The sequence below is a fragment of the Lactiplantibacillus mudanjiangensis genome, from assembly GCF_005405385.1.
GTDB lineage: Bacteria > Bacillota > Bacilli > Lactobacillales > Lactobacillaceae > Lactiplantibacillus > Lactiplantibacillus mudanjiangensis.
This window is the reverse complement of record NZ_BJDY01000004.1, coordinates 399,009-422,625: the sequence shown is the minus strand read 5'-3', so window position 1 is coordinate 422,625 and position 23,617 is coordinate 399,009. Positions and strand designations below refer to the sequence as shown.

The 23,617-nt window shown below is 44.7% G+C and carries 22 protein-coding genes; 5 read left to right on the top strand and 17 right to left on the bottom strand.

What is annotated here, in order from left to right:
• Positions 1 to 15: 15 nt before the first annotated feature.
• The 3 genes from FFM84_RS10265 to FFM84_RS10255 all read right to left on the bottom strand — a co-directional run bounded on the left by FFM84_RS10265 (position 16) and on the right by FFM84_RS10255 (position 4,300).
• Entirely contained in the window at positions 16 to 1,434 is a 1,419-nt protein-coding gene (locus FFM84_RS10265; protein WP_130845162.1) for an anion permease, read from the bottom strand.
• Between the two features lie 26 nt (positions 1,435 to 1,460).
• Positions 1,461 to 2,849, bottom strand: a complete 1,389-nt coding sequence (locus FFM84_RS10260; RefSeq protein WP_130845161.1) for a flavocytochrome c — start codon at positions 2,847 to 2,849, stop codon at positions 1,461 to 1,463.
• A gap of 65 nt (positions 2,850 to 2,914) precedes the next feature.
• Positions 2,915 to 4,300, bottom strand: a complete 1,386-nt coding sequence (locus tag FFM84_RS10255; protein ID WP_130845160.1) for a class II fumarate hydratase — start codon at positions 4,298 to 4,300, stop codon at positions 2,915 to 2,917.
• Between the two features lie 306 nt (positions 4,301 to 4,606).
• Here FFM84_RS10255 and FFM84_RS10250 point away from each other — a divergent pair, with 306 nt between their 5' ends.
• Both FFM84_RS10250 and FFM84_RS10245 read left to right on the top strand, forming a co-directional pair.
• Positions 4,607 to 4,921 carry a hypothetical protein gene (locus FFM84_RS10250; RefSeq protein WP_130845159.1) on the top strand — a complete coding sequence of 105 codons (315 nt, stop codon included), beginning with the start codon at positions 4,607 to 4,609 and terminating at the stop codon, positions 4,919 to 4,921.
• 379 nt (positions 4,922 to 5,300) lie between these two features.
• Positions 5,301 to 5,531: a hypothetical protein gene (locus FFM84_RS10245; RefSeq protein WP_130846482.1), complete on the top strand. Its 231-nt coding sequence runs from the start codon at positions 5,301 to 5,303 to the stop codon at positions 5,529 to 5,531.
• 45 nt (positions 5,532 to 5,576) lie between these two features.
• On the opposite strand, the gene aroB is transcribed toward FFM84_RS10245, so the two are convergent.
• The 14 genes from aroB to pplA all read right to left on the bottom strand — a co-directional run bounded on the left by aroB (position 5,577) and on the right by pplA (position 20,258).
• Positions 5,577 to 6,653 (bottom strand): 3-dehydroquinate synthase, encoded by a 1,077-nt coding sequence (gene aroB, locus FFM84_RS10240; RefSeq protein WP_130845326.1) that lies wholly within the window; start codon positions 6,651 to 6,653, stop codon positions 5,577 to 5,579.
• 9 nt (positions 6,654 to 6,662) lie between these two features.
• On the bottom strand, positions 6,663 to 7,658 hold the full coding sequence (gene aroF, locus FFM84_RS10235; RefSeq protein WP_130845157.1) for a 3-deoxy-7-phosphoheptulonate synthase: 996 nt from the start codon (positions 7,656 to 7,658) through the stop codon (positions 6,663 to 6,665).
• Between the two features lie 16 nt (positions 7,659 to 7,674).
• The gene (aroE, locus tag FFM84_RS10230) at positions 7,675 to 8,541 is read right to left on the bottom strand and encodes a shikimate dehydrogenase (RefSeq protein ID WP_130845156.1); all 867 of its coding nucleotides are present in this window, start codon (positions 8,539 to 8,541) and stop codon (positions 7,675 to 7,677) included.
• Positions 8,542 to 8,557: 16 nt separating this feature from the next.
• On the bottom strand, positions 8,558 to 10,579 hold the full coding sequence (tkt, locus tag FFM84_RS10225; RefSeq protein ID WP_130845155.1) for a transketolase: 2,022 nt from the start codon (positions 10,577 to 10,579) through the stop codon (positions 8,558 to 8,560).
• Between the two features lie 390 nt (positions 10,580 to 10,969).
• Complete coding sequence (locus tag FFM84_RS10220; RefSeq protein ID WP_130845154.1) at positions 10,970 to 12,166, bottom strand: amidohydrolase; 1,197 nt, start codon at positions 12,164 to 12,166, stop codon at positions 10,970 to 10,972.
• Positions 12,167 to 12,178: 12 nt separating this feature from the next.
• Positions 12,179 to 13,414 (bottom strand): hypothetical protein, encoded by a 1,236-nt coding sequence (locus FFM84_RS10215; protein WP_130845153.1) that lies wholly within the window; start codon positions 13,412 to 13,414, stop codon positions 12,179 to 12,181.
• 313 nt (positions 13,415 to 13,727) lie between these two features.
• Entirely contained in the window at positions 13,728 to 14,120 is a 393-nt protein-coding gene (gene rpsI / locus FFM84_RS10210) for a 30S ribosomal protein S9 (protein WP_130845152.1), read from the bottom strand.
• 13 nt (positions 14,121 to 14,133) lie between these two features.
• The gene (gene rplM / locus FFM84_RS10205) at positions 14,134 to 14,577 is read right to left on the bottom strand and encodes a 50S ribosomal protein L13 (protein WP_130845151.1); all 444 of its coding nucleotides are present in this window, start codon (positions 14,575 to 14,577) and stop codon (positions 14,134 to 14,136) included.
• 106 nt (positions 14,578 to 14,683) lie between these two features.
• Entirely contained in the window at positions 14,684 to 15,472 is a 789-nt protein-coding gene (gene truA / locus FFM84_RS10200) for a tRNA pseudouridine(38-40) synthase TruA (RefSeq protein WP_130845150.1), read from the bottom strand.
• Positions 15,473 to 15,534: 62 nt separating this feature from the next.
• On the bottom strand, positions 15,535 to 16,341 hold the full coding sequence (locus FFM84_RS10195; RefSeq protein WP_130845149.1) for an energy-coupling factor transporter transmembrane component T family protein: 807 nt from the start codon (positions 16,339 to 16,341) through the stop codon (positions 15,535 to 15,537).
• Positions 16,338 to 17,201, bottom strand: coding sequence for an energy-coupling factor ABC transporter ATP-binding protein (locus FFM84_RS10190; RefSeq protein ID WP_130845148.1), 864 nt, complete (start codon positions 17,199 to 17,201; stop codon positions 16,338 to 16,340). The genes FFM84_RS10195 and FFM84_RS10190 overlap by 4 nt, the downstream gene beginning before the upstream one ends.
• Positions 17,177 to 18,010, bottom strand: coding sequence for an energy-coupling factor ABC transporter ATP-binding protein (locus FFM84_RS10185; protein ID WP_225424575.1), 834 nt, complete (start codon positions 18,008 to 18,010; stop codon positions 17,177 to 17,179). The genes FFM84_RS10190 and FFM84_RS10185 overlap by 25 nt, the downstream gene beginning before the upstream one ends.
• 58 nt (positions 18,011 to 18,068) lie before the next feature.
• Positions 18,069 to 19,181: an FAD:protein FMN transferase gene (locus FFM84_RS10180; protein ID WP_130845146.1), complete on the bottom strand. Its 1,113-nt coding sequence runs from the start codon at positions 19,179 to 19,181 to the stop codon at positions 18,069 to 18,071.
• 153 nt (positions 19,182 to 19,334) lie between these two features.
• Positions 19,335 to 20,258, bottom strand: coding sequence for an extracellular electron transfer flavoprotein PplA (gene pplA, locus FFM84_RS10175; protein ID WP_130845145.1), 924 nt, complete (start codon positions 20,256 to 20,258; stop codon positions 19,335 to 19,337).
• A gap of 284 nt (positions 20,259 to 20,542) precedes the next feature.
• Between pplA and FFM84_RS10170 the strand changes: the two genes are divergently transcribed.
• From FFM84_RS10170 to FFM84_RS10160, 3 genes are all read left to right on the top strand, one after another.
• On the top strand, positions 20,543 to 22,453 hold the full coding sequence (locus tag FFM84_RS10170) for an NAD(P)/FAD-dependent oxidoreductase (RefSeq protein WP_130845144.1): 1,911 nt from the start codon (positions 20,543 to 20,545) through the stop codon (positions 22,451 to 22,453).
• Between the two features lie 92 nt (positions 22,454 to 22,545).
• On the top strand, positions 22,546 to 23,037 hold the full coding sequence (locus FFM84_RS10165; RefSeq protein WP_130845143.1) for a NusG domain II-containing protein: 492 nt from the start codon (positions 22,546 to 22,548) through the stop codon (positions 23,035 to 23,037).
• Between the two features lie 5 nt (positions 23,038 to 23,042).
• The gene (locus tag FFM84_RS10160) at positions 23,043 to 23,612 is read left to right on the top strand and encodes a Gx transporter family protein (protein WP_130845142.1); all 570 of its coding nucleotides are present in this window, start codon (positions 23,043 to 23,045) and stop codon (positions 23,610 to 23,612) included.
• Positions 23,613 to 23,617: the final 5 nt, after the last annotated feature.

The following is a 23,617-nucleotide window of genomic DNA, read 5'->3' as shown; positions in this document are numbered from 1 at the left end:
CATGTTACCGGTATTTTACCACATTCCGATGAGTTTCATCCAAAGCGAGCCAATCCCAATCCACACAATAAAGTAGACAAAGGCTAAAATCGCATTCATCCGCCACCAGTCATTTTGACTGACATAACCAGAACCAAACAAAATTGGGGCTGGCCCATTACTGTAGTGAGTCGTTGAACTGAACAAGTTACTAAAGAAGCCAAGCATTAAGGCCGCTAACATTGCTGGTACATGTGCCGAGATGGCCACCCCTAGTAACGCACTATACATCGCACTCACATGAGCCGTTGCACTGGCAAATAAATAATGGCTATAGAAGTAGGCTAAAATCAACACGATTAAGACGATAATCCAGTTCAACCCACTCATCGCGCCGGCAATTTGCTTACTCAACCAAGGAATAAACCCTTGCGTATTGAGTTGCGTTGCCATCATAACGAGGACTGAGAACCAAGTTAACGTATTCCAAGCACCTGTTTCGTGAGTCACATCTGACCAAGAAAGTACGCCACAAAGAAGCAATAACGATAACGCAATGAAAGCCGTTAATGTGGCATCGATTCCCGTTAAACTCCCCGTGACCCAAAGTAATAATGCAATGACAAAGATGCCAGCCATGAATTTTTCAGGTAAAGACAAGGCACCCATTTCTTTTAACTGACTTTCAGACCATTGCTTGGCATTGGGCGTTTCCTTGATTTCTGGTGGGAACATTTTATAAATAATAAATGGCACCAAAATCAATGAAATAATCCCGGGAACAACCCCAGCGATAAACCAATTCATCCACGTAATGTGCACACCCATACTCTTCGCTAACGATTGAGCTAGTGGATTACCAGCCATCGCCGTCAAGAACATCGCCGCCGTAATCATATCCCCATGGAATTCGGCAAACATCAAGAATGAGCCAATTTTACGTTGCGTTCCTTGTTTTGGTGATGAGCCAAACGCTTCTGACAAAGAATTAATAATAGGATACATGATCCCACCAGCCCGCGCCGTATTACTAGGCGTCGCCGGTGCTAAAATCAAATCTACCCCAATTAATGAGTACGCTAAGCCTAAAGTTCGTTTACCAAATAATCCCACAAATTCCAACGCGATTCGCCGGCCAAGTCCCGTTTTAATGAATCCACGGGAAATAAAGAAGGCCATCACGATTAACCAGATACTACTATTCCCAAAACCAGCAATAGCTGTATCAATCGGGATTTCATGCGTGAGCACTGCGATGGTAAAACCTAGAATCGCCACCCCACCAATGGGGAGCGGCTGCGTAATACAACCAATAATTGTTGCCACAAAAATGGCAAACATATGCCAGGCGCCAATCGAAAGGCCAACCGGTCGTACTGGCGATAAGACCCACAGTAAGATGCCCACTACTAGTGGGGCAATAAATTTTTTATAGTTTACTTTTTCAAGAGACACAAATTCCGCTTCCTTTTTTGACGTGATTATTGTTGCAAATACTTAAAGACTTGTTGACCGGCTTGACGACCAAAGATCACCGTTTCTGCAATGGAATTCCCACCAATTCGGTTATTACCATGCAACCCGCCGACAACTTCGCCTGCTGCGAACAAGCCATTAATCACTTGATCTTGAGCTGTTAAAACTTGGGTTAGGTGATTAATCGCGACCCCGCCCATGGTGTAATGAACAGCGGGTGCAATATGAATCGAATAGAATGGGCCATGTTGAATATCACGATCCATCCCCGTTGACCGCCCAAATTCAGCATCATTTTGATCAGCAACCGCTTGATTCCAGTTCGCAACTGTACTGGTTAAAGTTGCCGCATCAAGTTTCGTCGTTGTCGCCAAATCGGCAACGGTATCCGCAGTTTTAACAAGTCCAATTGAATCATAAAATTCAACGGCCTTAACCCGATCACGAATCTCGCGATCAAAGATCAACCAAGCACCAGTGCCGCCTAACTCATCAATGGCCGCCGTCACATTTTTGCGTGTATCTAATTCATTCACAAAACGGGCACCGCTTTGATTAACGAGAATAGCACCTTCGCCACGAACGGCTTCGCCAATCAAGTAGGCGTGATCAGTATCCTGTTGCACCGTTGGGTGAACTTGAACTTGGTCCATGTCCACTAACTTTGCACCAATGGCTTGGGCTAGTTCAATCCCATCACCCGTTGCGCCAGGTTGGTTAGTGGTGTTATACCCTTTTAAATCAGCACGATACTTGGTTAATAAGGCTTGGTTAGCGCCAAAGCCACCGGTTGCTAAGACAACTGCTTTAGCCGTGAGCTCACGATCACCATTAGCGGTTGTCACTTTAACACCATTAATTTGATGCGCATCATTCAACACCAATTCATTAACTTTAACATCGGTATACAATGGAATATTTTCGGTTGCCACTTGTTTGAGTAATTCACTCACTAAGAAACCACCAATTGGGGCCATTGAGCTTGGCCGATGGGTCCGCATGGTACTCATCCCGCCTGTAATCGTCAATTCATCTAAGACAATCTGATGATCAGCCAACCAATCAATTGCCAGTGCACTGTGTTCCGTGAAATATTTCAATAATTCTTGATTATTTTGTTGGCCGCCACCCTTAAAGGTATCGGCATAGAATTCTTCAAAACTATCCACAATATGGTGATTTAATTGAACATCGGTTTCAGCCGCATTCATCCCAGATGAGGCCCGCGTGGTGTTCCCACCAATTTTTGACATTTTTTCTAAGATTACCGGTTTCAAGCCCAATTCATGCGCTTGGATGGCAGCCGTTAAGCCGGCACCACCAGAACCGATGACGATCAAGTCATAGTTATCTTGTAAGGTTGCTAAGCCAGTTGCGACAAATTTTTCAGCCATTTTTTGATTCCCTCCACTTTTCAAACAACCTTCCGCCATAAAAATGCCGGAAGGTCTAAGGTTACTTATTTTTCATCAATGTTTGTCATATCAATTGGAACCATCCATTCATCGAATTGTTCCTCAGTCACTAAGCCAGATTTAATGGCCGCTACTTTTAAGGTCGTGCCATCTTTTTCGGCTTGTTGTGCAATCGTGGCACTTTCATGGTAACCAATATGTGGTGACAACGCCGTGACCGTCATCAAGGAACGATCAACGAGTTCAGCCATCCGATCAGCATTTACGGATAAACCATGAATCATCTTATCCGCAAACCCGGTCATCGTCCCGGCCAATAGTTCAGCGGATTCAAGGAAAGCACTAATTAAAACTGGCTTGTAAACGTTCATTTCAAAATTACCTTGACTTGAAGCCATGCCAACAACAACATCGTTACCCATCACCCGAACAGCCGCCATGGTAACTGCTTCAGCCTGTGTTGGATTAACTTTCCCAGGCATAATTGATGAGCCTGGTTCGTTAGCTGGAATGTTTAATTCACCATATCCGGCCCGAGGACCACTAGCTAAGAACCGGACATCGTTAGCAATTTTCATTAAATCACTTGCCAATGTCTTAATGGCACCGTGAACGACATTTAAACCTGAGTGCGCTGCTAAACCATAGAACTTGTTAGAATCCGCGGTGAATTTAACCCCATATAGGTCACTCATCTTTTCGGCAATAATGTCGGCAAAATGTGGAGCAGCATTCAAGCCAGTCCCAACGGCGGTCCCACCCATGGCGAGTTCGCTTAACGTTGGGTTTAATTGTTTTAAGAAGTTTAAGTCATGTTCAATCATGCTAGCCCAGCCACTCACTTCTTGGCCAAAGGTCATCGGCGTGGCATCTTGTAAATGGGTCCGGCCGATTTTAACCACGCGCCAATATTTGGCTTGTTTTTCTTTTAATTCGACTAATAAATGCGCTGCAGCAGCTTCCAAATTGTCCACCGCTACTGCGGCTGTGATATTCATCGCCGTTGGGAAGATATCATTGGAACTTTGCCCGTGATTCACATCATCATTAGGTAAGATTTCAAGGTCTGGGTTTATTTTAGCTGCCATATGTGCGACAACTTCATTAACGTTCATATTCGTTTGGGTTCCAGAACCAGTTTGATAGATCACTAATGGAAAGTCTTTGCGAAGGTCTTCATCATCCAAACTCAACAATTGATCAATCGCAGTCACAATTAAATCGGCCTTTTCTGGAGCAATTGCATCTAATTCTTTGTTCGCAATTGCGGCAGCCTTCTTAATTTGTAGTAACGCTTTGATTAATTCCAGTGGCATTTTTGCGCCGGTTGGGAAGTTATTGCGACTCCGTTCGGTTTGTGCCCCCCATAAAGCGGTAGCTGGAATTTGAACGTCGCCTAAAGTGTCTGATTCTACTCGATAATTTTCCATGATGAAACCCTCCGTATTTTAAAATTTAACTTAATGTGAAATGGGTAACAACTAATCAACAACCAAATTCTAAACTTCACAAAATAGTATAGTCAAATCTCTATTTACCAATAAGTTTTGCTTATGAGGTTATCTTGACAGCGTTCACATCAGCTACTATTGACTTGTTCCTGATAATCAACTAAAAAATTTTATTTTATTAAGTTGTTTATTTATTCACATTGCCGATAACCCACGATCTTTAATCATCAGTACTCGTCCCTACCTATGTTATAGTAGAAAAGAATCATTTAGGAGGAAATTGACTTGGATAATGCAACTTTAAAAGCCTTCTTGGCTGATAACTCACAAGTGGTCACCATTTTTATGACGAAGGCGACTGATTTTTTAAACCAACAGAACCAAGAACGCTTGCCAGCACGGCGTTATAACGATGCTGAAATTAATCGTCAGGCAGAAAAATTACTCGACGGCGTGATTGATAATCTCCATCAAAAAATTACACCACATACTCGTGATCAATCAGTTGCTGCCTGGGAACAATTTTTAACCACCAACGATGTTTTAGATGACCTGGAACTGTCAATGAGTGAAATGACTTTCGAAAGTAATGCTGATTAAGTAAATCGTTATAAAAAGCTTCGGACCGCAGTTTGTGACCAATCTTTTTTTAATTAATACACTTGTATTAACTATCGGTTTCAGTCATAATAGCGGTATGCACCAATGGGGTATTTTTTAGTACCGGGAAGTACTAAATGGGGGATATATTTTAATAGGAGAAAAAGGCATGTCAACTCAACCGACAGCAGTGGCAACTCTGTACTTTAAGTTGCGCAATCGGGATGGTTATTTTCAACTTCGATGCGAGTGCGGACCGCATCGCTTTGTCGTCAGCCAACGGCATTGGCCCACCCTGAAACACTTTTTTTCGCCAAAATATTGGCACCGTCATTTTAAAATCGAGAAAACCATGATTCCACTATTGGTCGCGGACCTAATGGCGATTATTCAACCATGGCAAGGGGTTTATGATCGGCTCGATACCGACAAACCTAATCACGATTATTGGGAAATCATTTTATCCAATGATGATTGGCGGACCACTCAAGATCGACTGGATCATCAAGTCCTCCATGCAACAAATTACATTCATCGCCGTGGAACCGGCGCTTATCCACCAGATTTTGACCAATTATTAACGATTTTAAGCCATTATATTGACCAGTAACTGGTCGCAAAAAACGTCACGCAGCTTGCCCTGCGTGACGCTTTTTTAATCCTTTATCATTGGCGCTAACCAATCCTTCAATTGTAAGACCGGTACTGCTCGTAATTCTGGCCTCCCGATCGCCGTTAAATAGACCCACGTCAGTTGATTGCCATGAACCTTTTTATCATGTTGCATCGCCGCTAACAATTGCGTGACCGGCAAATCTGGTAATGATGTTGGTAACCCCACTGCTTGGAGCCGTGCCGCTAATTGATCAGCGGTGCCTGCTGGCGTAAGTTGGTGCGCTTCAAACAACCGGCTAACCTGAACTAAGCCAATCGCGACTGCTTCACCATGCATCCAACGACCTTGACCAAGCAATTCCACCGCATGACCAATGGTATGGCCAAAGTTCAACAACTGCCGTTGGCCACCCTCTTTTTCATCCGCCATCACCACTTGCGCTTTAAATTGCACGCTGGCAGTAATCAATGCCGCGGCATTCGGAATTAAATCCGCCAACTGGTTAATCTGCGTCACTAACGCCCAAAACGCCCCACCAACTAAAGCCGCACATTTCACAATTTCCCCATACCCCTCGGCCAAACTACGCGCTGGTAGTGTCGTTAAGGTTTGCGGATCAATCAAGACCAACGCCGGTTGATAAAAACTGCCCACTAAGTTTTTACCGGTTGGCAGATCAATCGCCGTTTTACCACCGACCGAACTATCAACTTGTGCCAATAATGAGGTTGGCACTTGAATCAAACTTAATCCGCGTAAGTAGATCGACGCAACGAAACCGGCTAAATCGCCAACCACGCCCCCGCCTAGTGCGATCACCCCATCGCTCCGAGTTAAATGCATCGTACTCATGGCCGTAATCAATCGTTCCACTTGGGTCCAACTCTTACTGGCTTCACCAGCTGGCACCGTTAGGACGTTCACACAATACCCGGCATTGGTTAATTGTGTCACTACTTTAGCCGCATACAACGGCCCAACGGTTGTATCCGTAATTAATGCGACACGGCATGGTGTCCAAACCGATGCAATATGTTCAGCAATTTGATCTAAGCCGTGATCGACTAAGCGAACGTCATAAGCTTGTGTCGCCGTTTTGACTGGAATAATTGTCATTGGCATCACCTAATCCCAGGTTTGCATCAAATCATGTAATTGGAACGCTTGCTTTGCCATCTTCAAGTAAGTCTTCGGTTTCAAAGCTTGCGGCCCGTCTGATAGCGCATGAGTTGGATCGTCATGAATTTCCACAATCATTCCGCTGGCACTAGCAGCGACGCCGGCCATCGCCATTGGGGTCACGAGATCCCATTCACCAACCGCATGACTAGGATCCACAATAACTGGGTAGTGTGTTAATTGTTGCAGAACTGGCACGGCACCTAAGTCAAACGTGTTGCGCGTGTACTTATTGTCGAAGGTCCGAATCCCACGTTCGAGGAGCATGATTTGATGATTACCACCAGCAGCGATGTATTCAGCCGCATTTAACACATCATCGATTGTTGCCGACATCCCACGCTTTAAAGCGACTGGAATATTCGTCTGGCCAACAGCTTTTAACAACGAGAAGTTTTGCATGTTCCGCGCACCAATTTGGAAAATATCGGTATACTTGGCGACCATTTCAACGTGTTCATCGTCCATGACTTCGGTAATCATGTCTAAGCCATTGGCATCAGCGGCAGCTCGTAAGTATTGAAGACCGGTTTCACCAAGCCCTTGGAACGAGTATGGTGAGGTCCGTGGTTTGAAGGCCCCACCACGAACGACCGTTGCGCCACCTTGCTTAGCAACTTTGGCCATGGCCATCACATGTTCGGCACTTTCAACGGAACAAGGTCCGGCCATCATTACTAAGTCTGCCCCACCGATGACACTATGCGGCGTTTTAATAATCGTATCTTCCGGATGTAGTAACCGGCTACTTTGTACGGCCGCGGGAACATCGGTAATGACTTCATCGGCAGCAGCTAACACATCAGCTGGCAACTCATCAGGGTTGACACCTTGTAAGGCAATCCGGTTATCATGAGTGAAAATTTCGGTTTTAGCCCCGAATTGGGCAACAAGTCTGGCTTGCATGGCACTGGCAGTGGTTTCTTTTAAAATAATAATCATTTTTATCTACTCCTCGTTAGTTGGCGGTCGACATAATCGATTCAGTTACAGCAGCAATCGGCATCTCTTTGCCGGTCCAAAATTTAAAAGCTAAAGCCCCTTGCCAAATCAACATGCCCAACCCATTATGGGTGGCACATCCAAGTGCTTTGGCTTGGCGTAAAAACTCAGTCTCTAGTGGTTGATAAATCACATCGTAGACGGTTTGACTTGGTGTTAAGGTAGCCATCACTTGTGGTGGCAATGGGAGTCCAGCCGTGGTCATCCCGACATTAGTCGCATTGATAATCAAATCACTAGCTTGAACAGCCTGTTGCATCGCTTTTAAATCATCATATGGCCGTAATTGCATCGTGATGTCCGTTTGACTAGCCAAGTCGTTTAACCACTGGTCAACTTGGGCATAAGTCGCGTTGGCCCGCTTGAAAACCGTGACACTAGCGACATCATAATCCAACGCAGCCGCAATGATCGCTTTGCCAGCGCCACCGGCCCCTAAAATCACCACGTTTTTCCCATGTAGATCATAACCTTGGTGTTGTAAATCCTGGTATAATCCAGCACCATCAGTACTATCACCGATCAATTTGCCATGATCATTCTTAATCGTATTCACAGCTTTGATCCGTTTGGCACGTGTGGTCATCCCATCAAGCATTGGCACCACTGTTTCCTTAAAAGGCATCGATAAGTTAACCCCAGAAATTCCCATACTACGAATCCCAGCAACCGCGCCCGTCAAATCCGTTGGCGCTACATCGAACGCCAAGTAGCGGGCATTAATATGCCAGTAATCAAAACTCAAATTATGCATTTTAGGTGACCGGCTATGTTTGGCCGGATGGGCCATAAACCCAAATAGTGCTGTTTTTCCATTAATCATTGACTCGTCTTCCTCTCTAAATAACGGCTAATCGTTGCCCAGCACGTTCGACATGGGTTTGTTGGTATGCTTGAACTACCGCATCAACAGCAAAGCCTAATGCTGGTAAAACGGCTTCGGCGGGACCGCTGGCACCAAAGTGATCGAGTCCGACCACCGTGCCGTCTAAACCGACGAACCGTTCCCAACCTAACGTGGCACCCATTTCAACAGCCACACGCCGACGAACTTGTGGTGGTAAGACGCTGGCTTGGTATTGAGCCGATTGTTGTTGGAATAAGTCCATCGATGGCATCGACACCACGCTAACGTCTTGACCTAACCGCGCTAATTTTGCTTGCGCTTTAATCGCTAACCCGACTTCGGAACCACTGGCAATTAAGATTCCCGTTGGTTCAAGCCCTTTTTGTGGGGACAAGACGTACCCGCCACGAGCCACGCCAGTCATCGCTAACCGTTTGCTATTTGGCAGTACCGCTAAGTTTTGACGTGTCAAAATTAAGACGGTTGGATGATCGGTGGCATTGACTGCTTGCCACCAAGCCGCGACCGTTTCATTCGGATCACTCAGTCGTAAAACTGTGACATTCGGAATGAGTCGCAAACTCATCAATTGTTCAATCGGTTGATGGGTCGGACCATCTTCACCGACCGCAATTGAGTCATGTGTGAAGACGTAGGTCACTGGTAAATGCTGCAGCGCTGCCAATCGAATCGCCCCACGCAAGTAATCCGAGAAGACGAGGAAAGTACTACCAAAGACACGTAAGCCACCATGTAACGCCATGCCATTTAAGATCGCCCCTTCGCCGAATTCACGAACACCAAACGCTAAGTTTCGTTCAGCTGGATGAGCCGGCGTCATCAAGTCATCCGTTTCAATCGTCGTCTTATTAGAACTCGCCAGGTCCGCTGAGCCACCGACAAGTTCTGGTAAATGAGCGGCTAACGTTTGAATCATCGTATGACTGGTCATCCGTGATGCTTCGGCCCCTTCATCGTAACTGGGTAATTGCGCCGCTAAATCTAAAGGTAACGTCGTCGTTAATTGTTGTTTTAATTGCCGTAGCATCGGCAATGGTAATTGATCAACGCGTTGTTGCCACTGCTCAGCGGCTTGATGCCCACGAGCCATAATCATCGTTTGGGCTCGTTTAGCCACTGCTGGTACGACCGTAAATGGCTTGGCCGTCCAATTTAAGTTTTGGCGTAACGCTGCTAAACCAGCTTCGCCTAAGGGACTGCCGTGTACCGCGTTAGTGCCAGCACCCGGTGCGCCAAATCCAATCACGGTTTTCACGGCAATCAAAGAAGGTTGCGCCGTTTGCTTGGCCCGATTAATCGCGGCATCGATAGCGGCTAGATCGTTACCATCCGTCACCACTTGAGTATCCCAACCGTAACTTTCAAACCGTTGCGTGACATCAGTTTTAAACGATCGACTGGTGGGACCATCTAGTGAAATCGAATTGTCATCATACAAGACAATTAATTTACCAAGTTGATGTTGCCCCGCAAAGCTAGCGGCCTCATGTGAGACGCCTTCCATCAAATCACCATCGCCAACTAAACTGTAAGTGTAGTGATCAATCAACGCTGGCTCCGTTTCGAATTGCGCGCTTAAATGCGTTTCGGCTAAAGCCATGCCAACCGCCATACCTAACCCTTGGCCTAAAGGACCGGTCGTAGCTTCAACGCCATCAACCACACCATATTCAGGATGCCCCGGCGTCCGACTGCCGAACTGTCGGAAATGTTTCAAATCATCCATCGTGACATCAAAGCCACTGACATGTAACAGGCTGTATAACAAGGCAGAACCATGACCCGCTGATAAGACAAATCGGTCGCGATTCAACCATTTGGGTGTTTGGGGATCAAGCCGTAAGTGACGACTCCACAACACCCATAACATCGGTGCCGCCCCGAGTGGCAATCCCGGATGACCGGATTTGGCTTGTTCAATCATTTCCGCACTCAATACCCGTAAATTAGTTACTGCTAATTGATCGGTTTCATCAAAGTTGGTTAATTTCATGTTATCAATCCCTTTCTCTATCAAAAAAACGCCCACAGTCTAAACTGTGAGCGTTTCGTTGCCAACTGAGCGATGGCAAAAAAGCCTCGACCCGAGTTGATTGAAAAGCCACACAGTTGTTAAATGACAACATCTATGTGACTTCCCGTAGATTTTTCATCATACGAAGATAATTACTGGTCACATTCGATGCGAGCGTAGTGCCCGCATCGAATGGCTGACACTACTACTGAAACCAGTAATAATAAAATCGATTTGATTTTTGACCATTTCTTAATCCACGCATAATGATAATCTCCTTAAAATTTAATATTTGTTGATGTCTAAGACTATACCTCACGTTTGATAGAATTGTCAAATCATTTTTTAAAATTATTCTATCAATCTAGCTTAAAGTGACTGTAAACTGTTAACCACTGCGGATTCGACTGATGGTTTAAATTTTGCCAATTGGCCTTGAGTCACCGCCTGCAACATCGTTTTGGCCGCTAACAGGTGAAACTTAGCCCCATAAATGAGTCCAGCATCGTCACATGAATACGTTGATTGATGTAATACCCCCGTTCCACCAGACCCTAGAAAACCATAAAAACCGGGAATACGTTCTTGATACAAAGCAAAGTCATCGTCTGCATTGCATGGCAAAGCCGGCACAATCGTTAATGTCTCGGCGGCAGCTTTAGCAATCAAGGCCGTCAAGATCGGCTCATTCGTGACACAGCTCGGCCCTTGATCCCAATCAATCGTAACGGTCTGTTCAAATCCTTTAACCGTCGCTTGGACTAGATCATAAAACCGTTCCATGGCCAATTTCCGATTAGTCGCACTAAATGTTCGAATCGTGCCTTTAAATTCGGCAGTATCTGGAATGACGTTAAAGGTGTGACCCGCTTGCACGTCGGCAATCGTTAAAACTAACGCAGCATCTGGCGCTATATTACGGCTTCGAATCGTTTGCAAGCTCGTGATAAGCTGTCCCAGGGTGACAATGACATCTTGACTCCGATCAGGCATCGCCGCGTGCGCTCCAGCTCCATGAATAGTCACGATAAAGTTATCGTTACTAGCCATCAGCGCACCAGATTTAATCGCTAAGGTCCCAATTGGGATTTGAGGCATGTTATGAAACCCAGCAATCGCCTGCACTCCCTGCAAAACACCATTTTTAATCATCAGCTTGGCACCAACATGGCCCTCTTCACCGGGTTGAAAAATCAAGCGCACGGTCCCCGTTAAGTCAGCCTCATGGGCCTTCAACAATCGGGCTCCACCGAGTAGCGCCGCTGTATGAAAATCATGACCGCACGCGTGCATTCGGCCATTAACTTTAGAAGCATAAGCTAGCCCTGATTTTTCTTGCAAGGGTAACGCATCGATATCGGCACGTAACGCAATGGTTGGTTCACCGTGGCCAATTTCTGCGACCACCCCAGTTTCTCCTGAATAGGGCAAGATACGAATACCTAGTTGCGTTAAGGTTTGTTTGATTAAGGCTGTGGTGTGAATTTCGTGTAAAGCGAGTTCTGGTTGTTGGTGTAACCGATGACGAATCGCCGTCATCCAAGTCGTTAACTCCTGGTCGTTCATTGCTAATCCCCCCTACAAAAGTTTCAAGAAAATTGACGCAATAATTACCGAAGCTACCGATACCGTGGCAAAACCACCCACCAACATCTTTGGTAATAAGTGATCCAGCAAATATTGTTTTTCGGCCTCAGTTTTACCCATCATGTTCGTCACTTCATGGGTGACAATATAATCCGCTGGAAAACCAAACAACGCCGTTAACGCACTGGCAAATGCCATTTCACGACTAAAGCCTAAAGGTTTAGCCAATAGCGATGACGCAATAAACATGCCCAAAATGCCCAGCAAAATCAACGTAAAAATCGGCACCACAATGCCAACGAGCATGTTCATTTTCACAATATTCAAATTCGAAAAGATATATGCCAATAAGCCGTACATCAACCAATGAAATACCCCAGCTTTTTCCAACACAGCATCTTCTAAAAGTCCCAATTGATGCGCGATAACACCATAGATTAAACAAATGATATACGGATTGATCACATTGTGCATTAAAGCCGCAGTCCCTTCCGCTAGAACCGTGACAATGGCTACTTTAAATAACATAAATGCTGAAGTCTCGTAAGCCGCTGGTACATTGACTTTCAATCGCCAAGGGTGTGGTTTGCTGGTCGGGGTATTTGACGAGACTACCGCAGTCGTTTTATTGGTTGCCTGCGCTGACGACTTAGCCGCATTTTCTGTAACAGCTGCTGGTATATTAGGGGCATGAAACTGGCTTAATAACCGCCGACTGTCACGTTTAAGCATTACGGCAGTTAGTGGATAGCCAATCATGCTATGCATGACAAACATCGCCACCGGAAAAGCCGCTAATAACGTAATATGTTGGGCCTTTAGCCCAGCGGTCATCAGAAATGCGGCCACTAATCCACCCGTTAACGGTGGTACACTGGCAACAACCGTTTGCCAACTAAAAAGTAAGCTGCCAACGCCCATTGCCAGGATAACCGTTCCTACCACACCAGATAACGCGATCAAAACAGCCCGCCATTGTTTAAGTAACAATTTGAGATCCATCAACGTGCCCATATGGATGAGTAAAACGGCTTGCGTAATTGCGACAAACGGCTTGGTGAAGGATGCATCAGGCACAATATTTTTAGGAATAACCGTCCAAAAACCGATCAGAAACAAGACCCCCGTCACAAATACCGATGGAATATAGGCTTTACTACGCGTTGACACCCATTCACCAACGACCATTAGTCCCATCACAACTGCGAGTGCGATAATTGCTTGCATTCAGTCCACTTCCCATCAAATAAATTAATTTATAATTAGTTTTCTAATTTAAATTTAACGATTAGTGTAGCAGGTCAGGCTTGCAAAAACGACCGGTTTTAACGAAGACTAACGAACATAACGTTACAATCGGTTGCAACCTTAAGATTCAATTGTCCTATTCGAACCTAACTTGTGATTTCAAATGGGGATAGTTAACTAACAAAGCGAGTGACTAACTGATTTTTGAATAAAAAAATAAAAGCACCCGCCCAAATGGACGAGTGCTTTTTCGTTCTGAAAATGTTGGTATAACAACGTTTTTCGAATAATTTTAACGCTTTGAGAATTGACCAGCCTTACGAGCTTTCTTAAGACCTGGCTTCTTACGTTCCTTCATACGAGCGTCACGAGTCAAAAGACCAGCGCGCTTCAAAGGACCGCGGAAATCTGGATCAACTTCGAGCAATGCCCGAGCGATACCATGACGGGTAGCACCGGCTTGGCCGTGGAACCCACCACCATTGACGTTAACTAAAACATCATATTGTTCAGTTGTTTCCGTTACTTCGAATGGTTGCAATAATTCTTTACGAATATCTGCAAATGGAATGTAGTCTTCTACACTCTTATCATTCATAACAATTTTACCAGAACCTGGTACTAAACGTACGCGGGCTACTGAATCTTTACGACGGCCTGTGCCGCGATATTGTACTTGAGCCAATGTTGTTTCCTCCTTAGATTAAGTTCGTAATATCCAAAACTTCAGGTTTTTGTGCTTGTTGCGTATGTTCTGCACCAGCATAAACATGCAACTTCAAGCCCATTTTGTGACCCAAAGAGTTGTGAGGAAGCATACCCTTAACTGAAGTTTCAATTAATTTTTCTGGTTCTTTAGCTAAGAAGTCACCGGCAGTCCGTTCCTTTAAACCACCAGCATAAGCAGTATGGTGATAGTAAATCTTCCGTTCTGCTTTCTTACCAGTTAAAGCGACCTTACTTGCATTAATCACGATTACGTTGTCACCAGTATCGACATTTGGTGTGAATACTGGTTTGTTCTTACCACGTAAGATTGATGCAACGACAGTTGATAACCGACCCAAAGGGATATCGGTAGCATCAACTACATACCATTTACGATCAATTTCACCTGGTTTAGCCATATATGTTGTACGCACGTTGTGTTCCTCCATTTTCTGTTTTGCTTGACACTCAATAAGATTCCGGGGCTTATCGTGGGGCAAACAATACCAACGATTAGTTTACCTAACTTAGTGCTAGAAGTCAATCCTTAATTAGATCGGCTTGTAAATCTTTAGCCTCATAATACACTTTTTTCATATAGAGTCCAGCCGCTGGGGCCGTGCCCCGTGCGAGGTCGCGATTTTTAGCCGCTAATAGCTGCGGGATACAATCCACTGCTCGACGGCCTTGACCAATTTCCATCAACACCGCCACCATGATCCGCACTTGATTGTACAAGAACCCACTTCCACAAAATTCAAATTGAATTTCTTGTTCATCGGGTAACGCCCACGCCTTGGCCGAATAAATTTCACGGACATGATCATGGGCCTGCGAACCAGAAGCCACAAACGTGGAAAAATCGTGTTTCCCAACTAAATCAGGAATGGCTTGTTGAATTCGATTAATATCCGCCGCAAACTTAAAATGGCCCGTAAAATTGCGTTTAAACGGTGCGACAAACTCATCGGAATACGCACGATACCAGTACCGCTTTCCAACCGTATCATAACGCGCATGAAAGGTGTCTGGGACAATCTCGACGGTTTTAACTAAGGCATCAACTGGCAACAAGCTGTTCAAGCCTCGACGGACCCCTTCTGCACTAATTGCATAAGGCAAATCAAAATGGACCACCTGGCCGAAAGCATGGACGCCAGCATCGGTGCGGCCGGCCCCATAAATCACGATTGGTTCGGCTGGGTCTTTCGCCATCTTATTAACCGCTTTGGTTAAAACCGATTCCACCGTTCGTTGATGTGGTTGCCGTTGAAAACCCGCAAAGTTGGTGCCATCATACGTCAATGTTATTTTATATCTGGTTGTCACACTAATCCTCCTGATAAAAAACGGGTGGTGCCCTCAAAAGCACACCACACCGTAAATACTAATTAAACGTAAAGCCGTAATCCGACTAGCGCCACTGTCAAAACAGCAAACGCCAAAGTCGCCCACGTATCACGCGCTTGCCACTTCAAGATGCGATACTTACTGCGACCTTCGCCGCCTTGATAACCACGAGCTTCCATCGCTGTCGCCAAATCTTCAGCACGATTAAAGGAGCTCACAAAGAGTGGGATTAATAATGGCACAATGGCCCGCATTTGTTGAAAAATATTGCCTTCACCAAAGTCGACACCCCGAGCCCGTTGTGCATTCATGATCTTTTCAGTTTCATCCATCAATGTTGGGACAAATCGTAACGCAATCGACAACATTAAGGCCACTTCGTACACTGGAAAGTGCACCACTTTTAACGGCATTAAGATATATTCAATCGCATCAGATAGTTCCAAGGGCGGCGTTGTTAAGGTAAGGAGTGTCGACATAAAGATAATCAACACAAACCGGCAGAAAATATAGACCCCATTAACCAGCCCGAGTTGGCTAATGGTAATAATTCCCCACTTAAAGTACACCGTTCCCCCACTAGCACTGAATAAGACTTGTAAAATAACGGTGAATAGAATCAGCCAAATCAACGGTTTAACCCCATTGATAAAGAATGACCACTTCACCCCTGAAAGTTTGATTGCCAGTAACGTAAACGCAAATAAAAGCACATACGTAGCCCAATTATTCGCAATAAAAATAATGCCAATAAAGTAAAAACTCAACAATAATTTAGCGCGCGGATCCATGCGATGAATGACTGAATCACCTGGAATATACCGCCCAAAGATCAATTTATTCATCATTGCGTGGCACCTCCTAATTGGTGTGCCAACGCTTGGGCCAGTTGATCTTCAGTTAATGGTAACTGGTCAAACTGAATGCCTTTAGCCATCAATTGTTGCGCAAAGGCGGTCGTCTTCGGTAGCCCCAAATGATGCTCGGCCAACCATTGTGGATCCTGGAAAATTTCTTGCGGGGTCCCCGTCTTGGCAATTTTCCCCTGATCCATCACAATCACATGATCGGCATAATTGGCCACATCATCCATTTGATGGGTGACCAACACCACTGTCAGCTCACGTTCATGACGCAATTTAGCAAACATCTCCATCATTTCTAAGCGTCCTTGTGGATCAAGGCCAGCCGTGGGTTCATCTAAGACTAACACTTGTGGTGCCATTGCAAGGACCCCAGCAATCGCCACTCGCCGCATTTGTCCACCAGATAAGTCAAACGGTGAACGATCGAGTAACTCAGCATCTAGTCCCACTAACGCTAACATATCTGCGGCCGTTTTCAACGCATCAGCTTCACTAGCCCCGAAGTTTTGCGGTCCAAACGCAATATCTTTAGCGACCGTTTCCTCGAAAAGTTGGCTTTCAGGAAATTGAAAGACGATACCGACATGTTGGCGTAACGCCTTCAAGTCTTTGTTACTGGTTTCGGGCGTAATCACCCGATCACCAATCGTCACCGTCCCAGTGGTCGGTTTTAATAAGGCATTTAGATGTTGTAACAGTGTCGACTTTCCACTCCCGGTATGGCCAATTAACGCCGTATACGAGCCATCAGGAATCGTCACATTAATATCCGTTAAGGCTTGCGTCGCGAACGGCGTTCCTGGTTGGTAAGTAAAGCCTACTTGTTTGAAATCAATTGCCATAACCAGTCTGCCATCCCTTTCTCCGTTAAATAAGTGGTCGGTACGGTAACACCTTGCCGTTTTAAGGCCGCCTTCAACCGTTCTGGATACGGCATATCCAAGCCCATTTTAATCAAGGCCGGCCCATGCTCAAAAATCTCAGCCGGCGTACCCTCTTCAACGAGTTGACCGTCATTAACCACTAGTACGCGATTCGCACTAGCCGCTTCATCGATATCATGGGTAATCGATAAGACGGTTAAATCTGAATCAGCTTTCATCTGCCGAATCGTTGCTAAGACTTCGGCTCGACCTTCCGGATCAAGCATCGATGTCGCCTCATCTAAAATCAAAATTTTGGGCCGGGCTGCAATCATCCCAGCTAACGCGACCCGTTGTTTTTGACCACCAGATAAACGTGCTGGTTCCCGTGTTTTAAAAGCACTCATATCCACTTGAGCTAAGGCTTCATCGACACGTTTTAACATCGTTTCGCGAGGAATCCCTTGATTTTCTAGACTAAAGGCCACATCATCGGCTACGGTTGCCCCGACAAATTGGTTGTCTGGATTTTGAAAGACCATCCCAATTTTACGGCGGATATCCCAGACCGTGTCTTCAGATAACACCTGTCCGTCAATCGTAATTTGACCAGAAACGGGGGCCAATAACCCATTTAAATTTTTTGCTAACGTTGATTTGCCAGAACCATTATGACCGACAATCGCGACCCATTCACCGGCCGCAACTGAAAATGACACATCGGTCAGCGTCAGCGCGTCCGTGTCCTGTTGCGGATAGCGGTAATTTAAATGTTCAACGTTAATAATCTGACTCACGATCGTCCCTCATTTCTTGTCACTATGGGTTACATCATACCATATCCGCCTACTTCAAATCACTGACAGAACCGTACTTATAACCGGTATCTCCAAATAATGTAAATTGCTTTTTTAAGTTGTTTGAAACGTAAACTTTTTTATCTTTGGTGACAAAGATTGCGCCAATACCTTTGTTAGCTTTACCATTAATATACTTCATCCCAGCCTTCAACCCCTTATCAAAGGTTGCGGTGGACAATCCATCACCATCAGTAGACGTCTTCGAAATAATTGACACACCCATTAAGTTGTTTTGATAAGGTGCCCCAGTTTTGGGATCCATCAAATGACTGTAAATCTTGCCGTTCTTCTTCAAATATCGTTCATAAATACCGGAAGTCACAATTGATTTATTTTTAGCTGGAAGTGAGCCAATTGCCGTTCCTCGTGACCGTTTTGGATCTTGAATCCCAACCGTCCAATTACCAGACTTCGTACCTTTAGGGCTATTCCCCATCACAAAGATATTACCACCAAGATCAATAATCGCCGTCGAAACCCCATGATTTAAGAAGTAAGTTCGCACTTGATCAGTCATATATCCTTTGGCAATCCCACCTAAATCAAGTTTCATGCCTTTCTTTTCAAGATAAACAGAGTGTTTTTTATCATTAAGTTTAACTTTTGTATAATCAACCAATTTTACATTAGTGGCAATCTCTGATTTGCTAGGCACCCGCGCATCAGAAAAACCGATCCGCCAAAGTTGCGTAATCGACCCAATCGCCATATCAAATGATTCATCAGAGTTTTGACTATAGTAGTACGCGGCTTTGAGCATTGGGTAGATTGACTTGCTCACCACAACTGGATGTTTGCCAGCCGCCGCATTAACTTTATCGATTTCTGACCCTTTTTGATTAACCGTCACTAGTTTAGCTTCATGTTTTAACAGTTTAAAGGCACCCGCTACTACCGCATCTTTACTTTTATTGTAAACACGTAACGTCACAACGGTTCCCATCATAAACTGTGTATCTTCTGTTGGTGTTTGAACAACCTTCGTTGGCTTAGGCCGACTACTACTAGCCGCCTTTTTACTACTTTGACTCCCACAGGCCGCTAACGGTGCTAATAATACGACCACTAACCCTAACTGTACCCATTTTCTCAGTTTCATGTTCCGGACCCCTTAATTAATTTCAATCGTCATTATACCAAAATTTAGCCTAGCTGTATGCCATTTTCCCGGTAAGCTGACCGACCGACAAAATGAAAAAGACCTGAGACAGATTGTCTCAGGTCTCCAAAAATGTGTTAACTCAAATAAGTGCTATTCAGAAAAGACCATGTTGTCAACAGAGATCGTCTTCGTATCGCCCTTTTGAGCAGCGTTTTGTAATTGTTCAGCATACAAAACGAAGGTGTTTGAAGATTCCGTTGCCCCAGTCACAACATCAACCTTAGTTGGGTCACTTGATTTAACCAATGACTTGTTTAAAGCTGGTTGATAAGTCTTAGGGTTAGTCTTTGAAACTTTCTTCATTTGCTTGTTGTAAGCAGCATCAGCCGTCTTTGATTTGCCCTTCTTGTTAACTTGGTCAAATTCAGACTTCGTGATCTTGTTGTTCTTAACCGTAATTGAGAAGGTATCGCGGTAGCCGTGTGAGTAGTTCTTTTCAGCTAACTTGTAAGTACCATCTTTCATCTTAGCACCGTTATTGATCTTGATCGTTGCGGTGTTTCCAGCTTGAGCAGCTTGGATCAATTGTTGTGCATAGTTTTGGAATGTCTTTGATGATTCGGTTGCCCCAGAAACGACGTCAATCGTTGAAACATTCCCAGTTGCAGCTGCGCCTTCTAAGGCCTTGTTCAACTTAGGTTGATAAGTCTTAGGGTTAGTGCCAGCAACTTTCTTCATTTGTTTGTTATAAGAAGCATCGTCAACTTTTGACTTGCCCTTCTTGTTCACTTGGTTGTAATCGGACTTCGTGATCTTACCTTTCTTGTTAACGGTAATACTGAATTCCGTCTTGTAACCATGTGAATAGTTTTCTTCGGCAAGTTTGTAAGTACCCGCTTTCATTTTACTCCCAGCGGTTAACTTCGCAACCTTAGTAGTTGATGATGAGCTTGAAGAAGAACTCTTCTTTGATGAACTAGAGCTTGAACTTGATGAGCTGCTCCCACACCCTGCTAATGCTAATGCTGAAATAGCAACAACTGATGCACTTGTAATAACTGACTTAAACTTCATAATATCCCACTCCTAACCTTTTTGTATGAAAATTCACATTAATCTTAACGTTTATTATCAGTTTAGTCAATGACATTTTACAAAAATAATCGTATTCAAGCCCGTAAGTAACGCAAATGGTGACGCTTCACTGCATTGATACTTAACCAAACAAATCCGGTGTGGATATAATGTGATTTATTATGCATTCTAGTCAATAATTCATAGACAAACGCTTCCATAACTTATATAATTATCTGTGGAATTATTATTTTTTTACTATTATTCAAGGGAGTTGTTACGCAATGACAAAGAAAAATATTGTCGTTGTCGGCGCGGGTTTTGCTGGGGTCTATGCCACTAAGAAATTAGCCAAGCATTTCAAGAAAAATCCTGACGTTGAAATCACACTGATTGACCGGCACTCATACTTCACGTATATGACGGAATTACATGAAGTTGCCACCGAACGGGTGGAACCGGAACATATCCAATACGATTTACAACGGTTATTCGCGCGACGCAAGAATGTTCGTTTAGTGACGGACACCGTTACCAACATTGATAAAGATCAACAAGCCGTCATTACGGAACACGGTCGTTATCAATATGATCAATTGTTAATTAGTCTCGGTGGGGAATCCAATGACTTTGGGACCCCTGGGGTTAAAGAACACGGCTTTGAACTTTGGTCCTTCGAACAAGCAATGGCCTTACGTTCACACTTAGCTGCCGTTATTCGTCGTGGGGCCGTTGAATTAGACCCAGCTAAACGAAAAGCGATGTTAACCTTAACCGTCTGTGGTTCTGGGTTTACTGGTTCCGAATTAGTTGGTGAATTGATCGAATATCGTGATGTTTTGGCACGCGATAACAAGCTTGATCCAAGTGAAATCACCTTACAATTAGTCGAAGCAGCGCCAACGATCATCAATATGCTCAATCGGACGCAAGCCGGTAAAGCTGAAAAATACATGACCAAACATGGCGTGGACATTATGACCAACTCCATGATTACCGAAGTCTTTGAAGATCACGTTACTTTGAAAGATAAGGAACCGATCCCAACTTACACGTTAATCTGGACTGCTGGGGTTCGTGCCAACAGTGTCGTTAAGAACTTTGACATGGAAACGAACCCACGTGGTGGCCGTTTGGTTGCTAACGAATTCATGCAAGCTAAAGATCAAGATAACATCTTCTTAGCTGGGGATTCAACGAGCTATCAAGAACCTGATCAACCACGTCCCGTCCCTCAAATCGTGCAAGGGGCTGAAGAAACAGCCGCTACTGCCGTTAAAGGGATTATCAAGAATATTGATAACAGTAACGTGGAACTTAAACCATTCCATGGTGCTTACCAAGCTTCCGTAGACTCAATTGGGTCAAAATATGCGGTTGCGCAAGTCTTAGATAACTGGAATGTTTCTGGCTTTATCGCGGTCTTATTGAAGCATGCGATCAACTGGATGTACTATGTTCAAATTTTCTCAGGCTATTATTTATTCCAGTACTTCATGCACGAATTCTTCCGGACACGGAACCGTCGAAATGTGTTCCGCGGTTGGACGTCTCGGATGGGGAATGTCTTATGGAGTGTGCCACTACGGTTCTTCTACGGCGCTATGTGGCTATGGGACTGTTGGACGAAGGTTCAAGGTTCCGAATCTTGGTTTACGGATAAATTACGATTACCATTTAGTTGGATTCAAGTAGCCGCAACGAGTGGCGCTAGCCAAGCAACCAAGGCAGCCGCAACGAGTGGTGCCAGTGAAGCTGCCTCAACTGCCACCAAAGCGACTAAAGGCGTTTTCAGTTTATCGTACATGTACGGTAAGGACCCATTGATGGTCTTTGAAAAGTCACCACATTGGTTTGAATCGATTACGAAGGTCTTTGTCCCTAATATGCAAATGGCCCTCTTCTTCCAGAAATTCATGACTTGTGTTGAAGTGATCATTGCACTATGTATTTTCTTTGGTCTCTTCACTTGGTTTGCTAATGCGGTTACCATCGGCTTAGTCGTGGTCTTCTGCTTATCTGGGATGTTCTACTGGGTCAACATTTGGATGCCATTTGTCGCCTTAGCCTTGATGAACGGTTCTGGTCGGACCTTTGGGTTAGACTACTGGGTTGTACCGTGGATGCAAAAGCACCTCGGACACTGGTGGTACGGCAATGTCAGCTCCCATTACGATGCTGTCAAAACCCGCTAGATGCGTTATAATTAATTGAATAGTTTCCCGATGGTTCAAGGGTAGCTTTTACCTTGAACCATTTTTTATTCAACAGAAAAGGAGGCCAAACGATGCACCGTTTAAAAGCCATTCACCGTACATTAAAACGCTATGGCGGCATGATTCGACCATTCGATTACGTCATTGTCGTGGCACTAATTGTGCTGTCGTTTACGCCCCTAATCGTCTTTTCAATGCAGCAACGCCAACAGGCCGCTCGTGAGGCTCAGGTCGCGAAACAGACGAAAAAGAAAGCGACCCATAGCTTAACTGCAGTCGTTTCTCATGATGGAACGGTCGTCAAAAAAGTCAATCTCACTAGCCTGAAACGAACGATTCATTATACGTACCGTGAAAAATCCGGTCATTATAATCAAATAACGTTTAAGCCTAAACAAGTCGCCATCACAAAAGCGAACTGTTCAGATCAAGTCTGTGTCCGCCGTGGCTGGATCCGTAAGCCCGGCCAAACGATTGTCTGTTTACCTCACAAACTCTTAATTGAAATTAAGTCCAGTACCGGTCACGTAAAATCTGGCGGCAATGGACTGGTTACGGAGTAAGTCACTTGAATAAATCATATGCACTATCTAACCGTATCCACCGCAATATTTATATTTCACTATTAGTGGCTCAAGGGGTCATCATTGGGATTTTAGAACGTTTAATTCCTTTCCCATTTGCCTTCGCTCCCGGTGCCAAACTCGGGTTGGCCAACCTCATTACGATTGTGGCGATCTTCACCCTCCCTTTGCGCGATGTGATCACCTTAACCTGGTTGCGCCTCATTTTGACCGCGCTAATTGGCGGGACCTTATCGACATTCTTATATAGTTTTGGCGGCGCTTTTCTCAGTTTGTTCGCCATGCTATTGGTAAAACAACTCGGACCTAAGCGCGTCAGTATTATCGGTATTTCGGCCACTGGCGGGGTCATGCATAATGTTGGTCAGCTATTAATGGCCAGTTTAATTGCCCAGACATGGACAGTAATGCTCTATTTACCGATTCTGTCGATTATCGGGATTGCTGCCGGGATCGCGCTGGGCATTGCGGCCAACTATTTGTTCACTCACGTCACAATTCTGAACTATTTGCGATTCAATCACGAACAGCACCCTAGTCAAAAAAAGGAGTAGTTTGC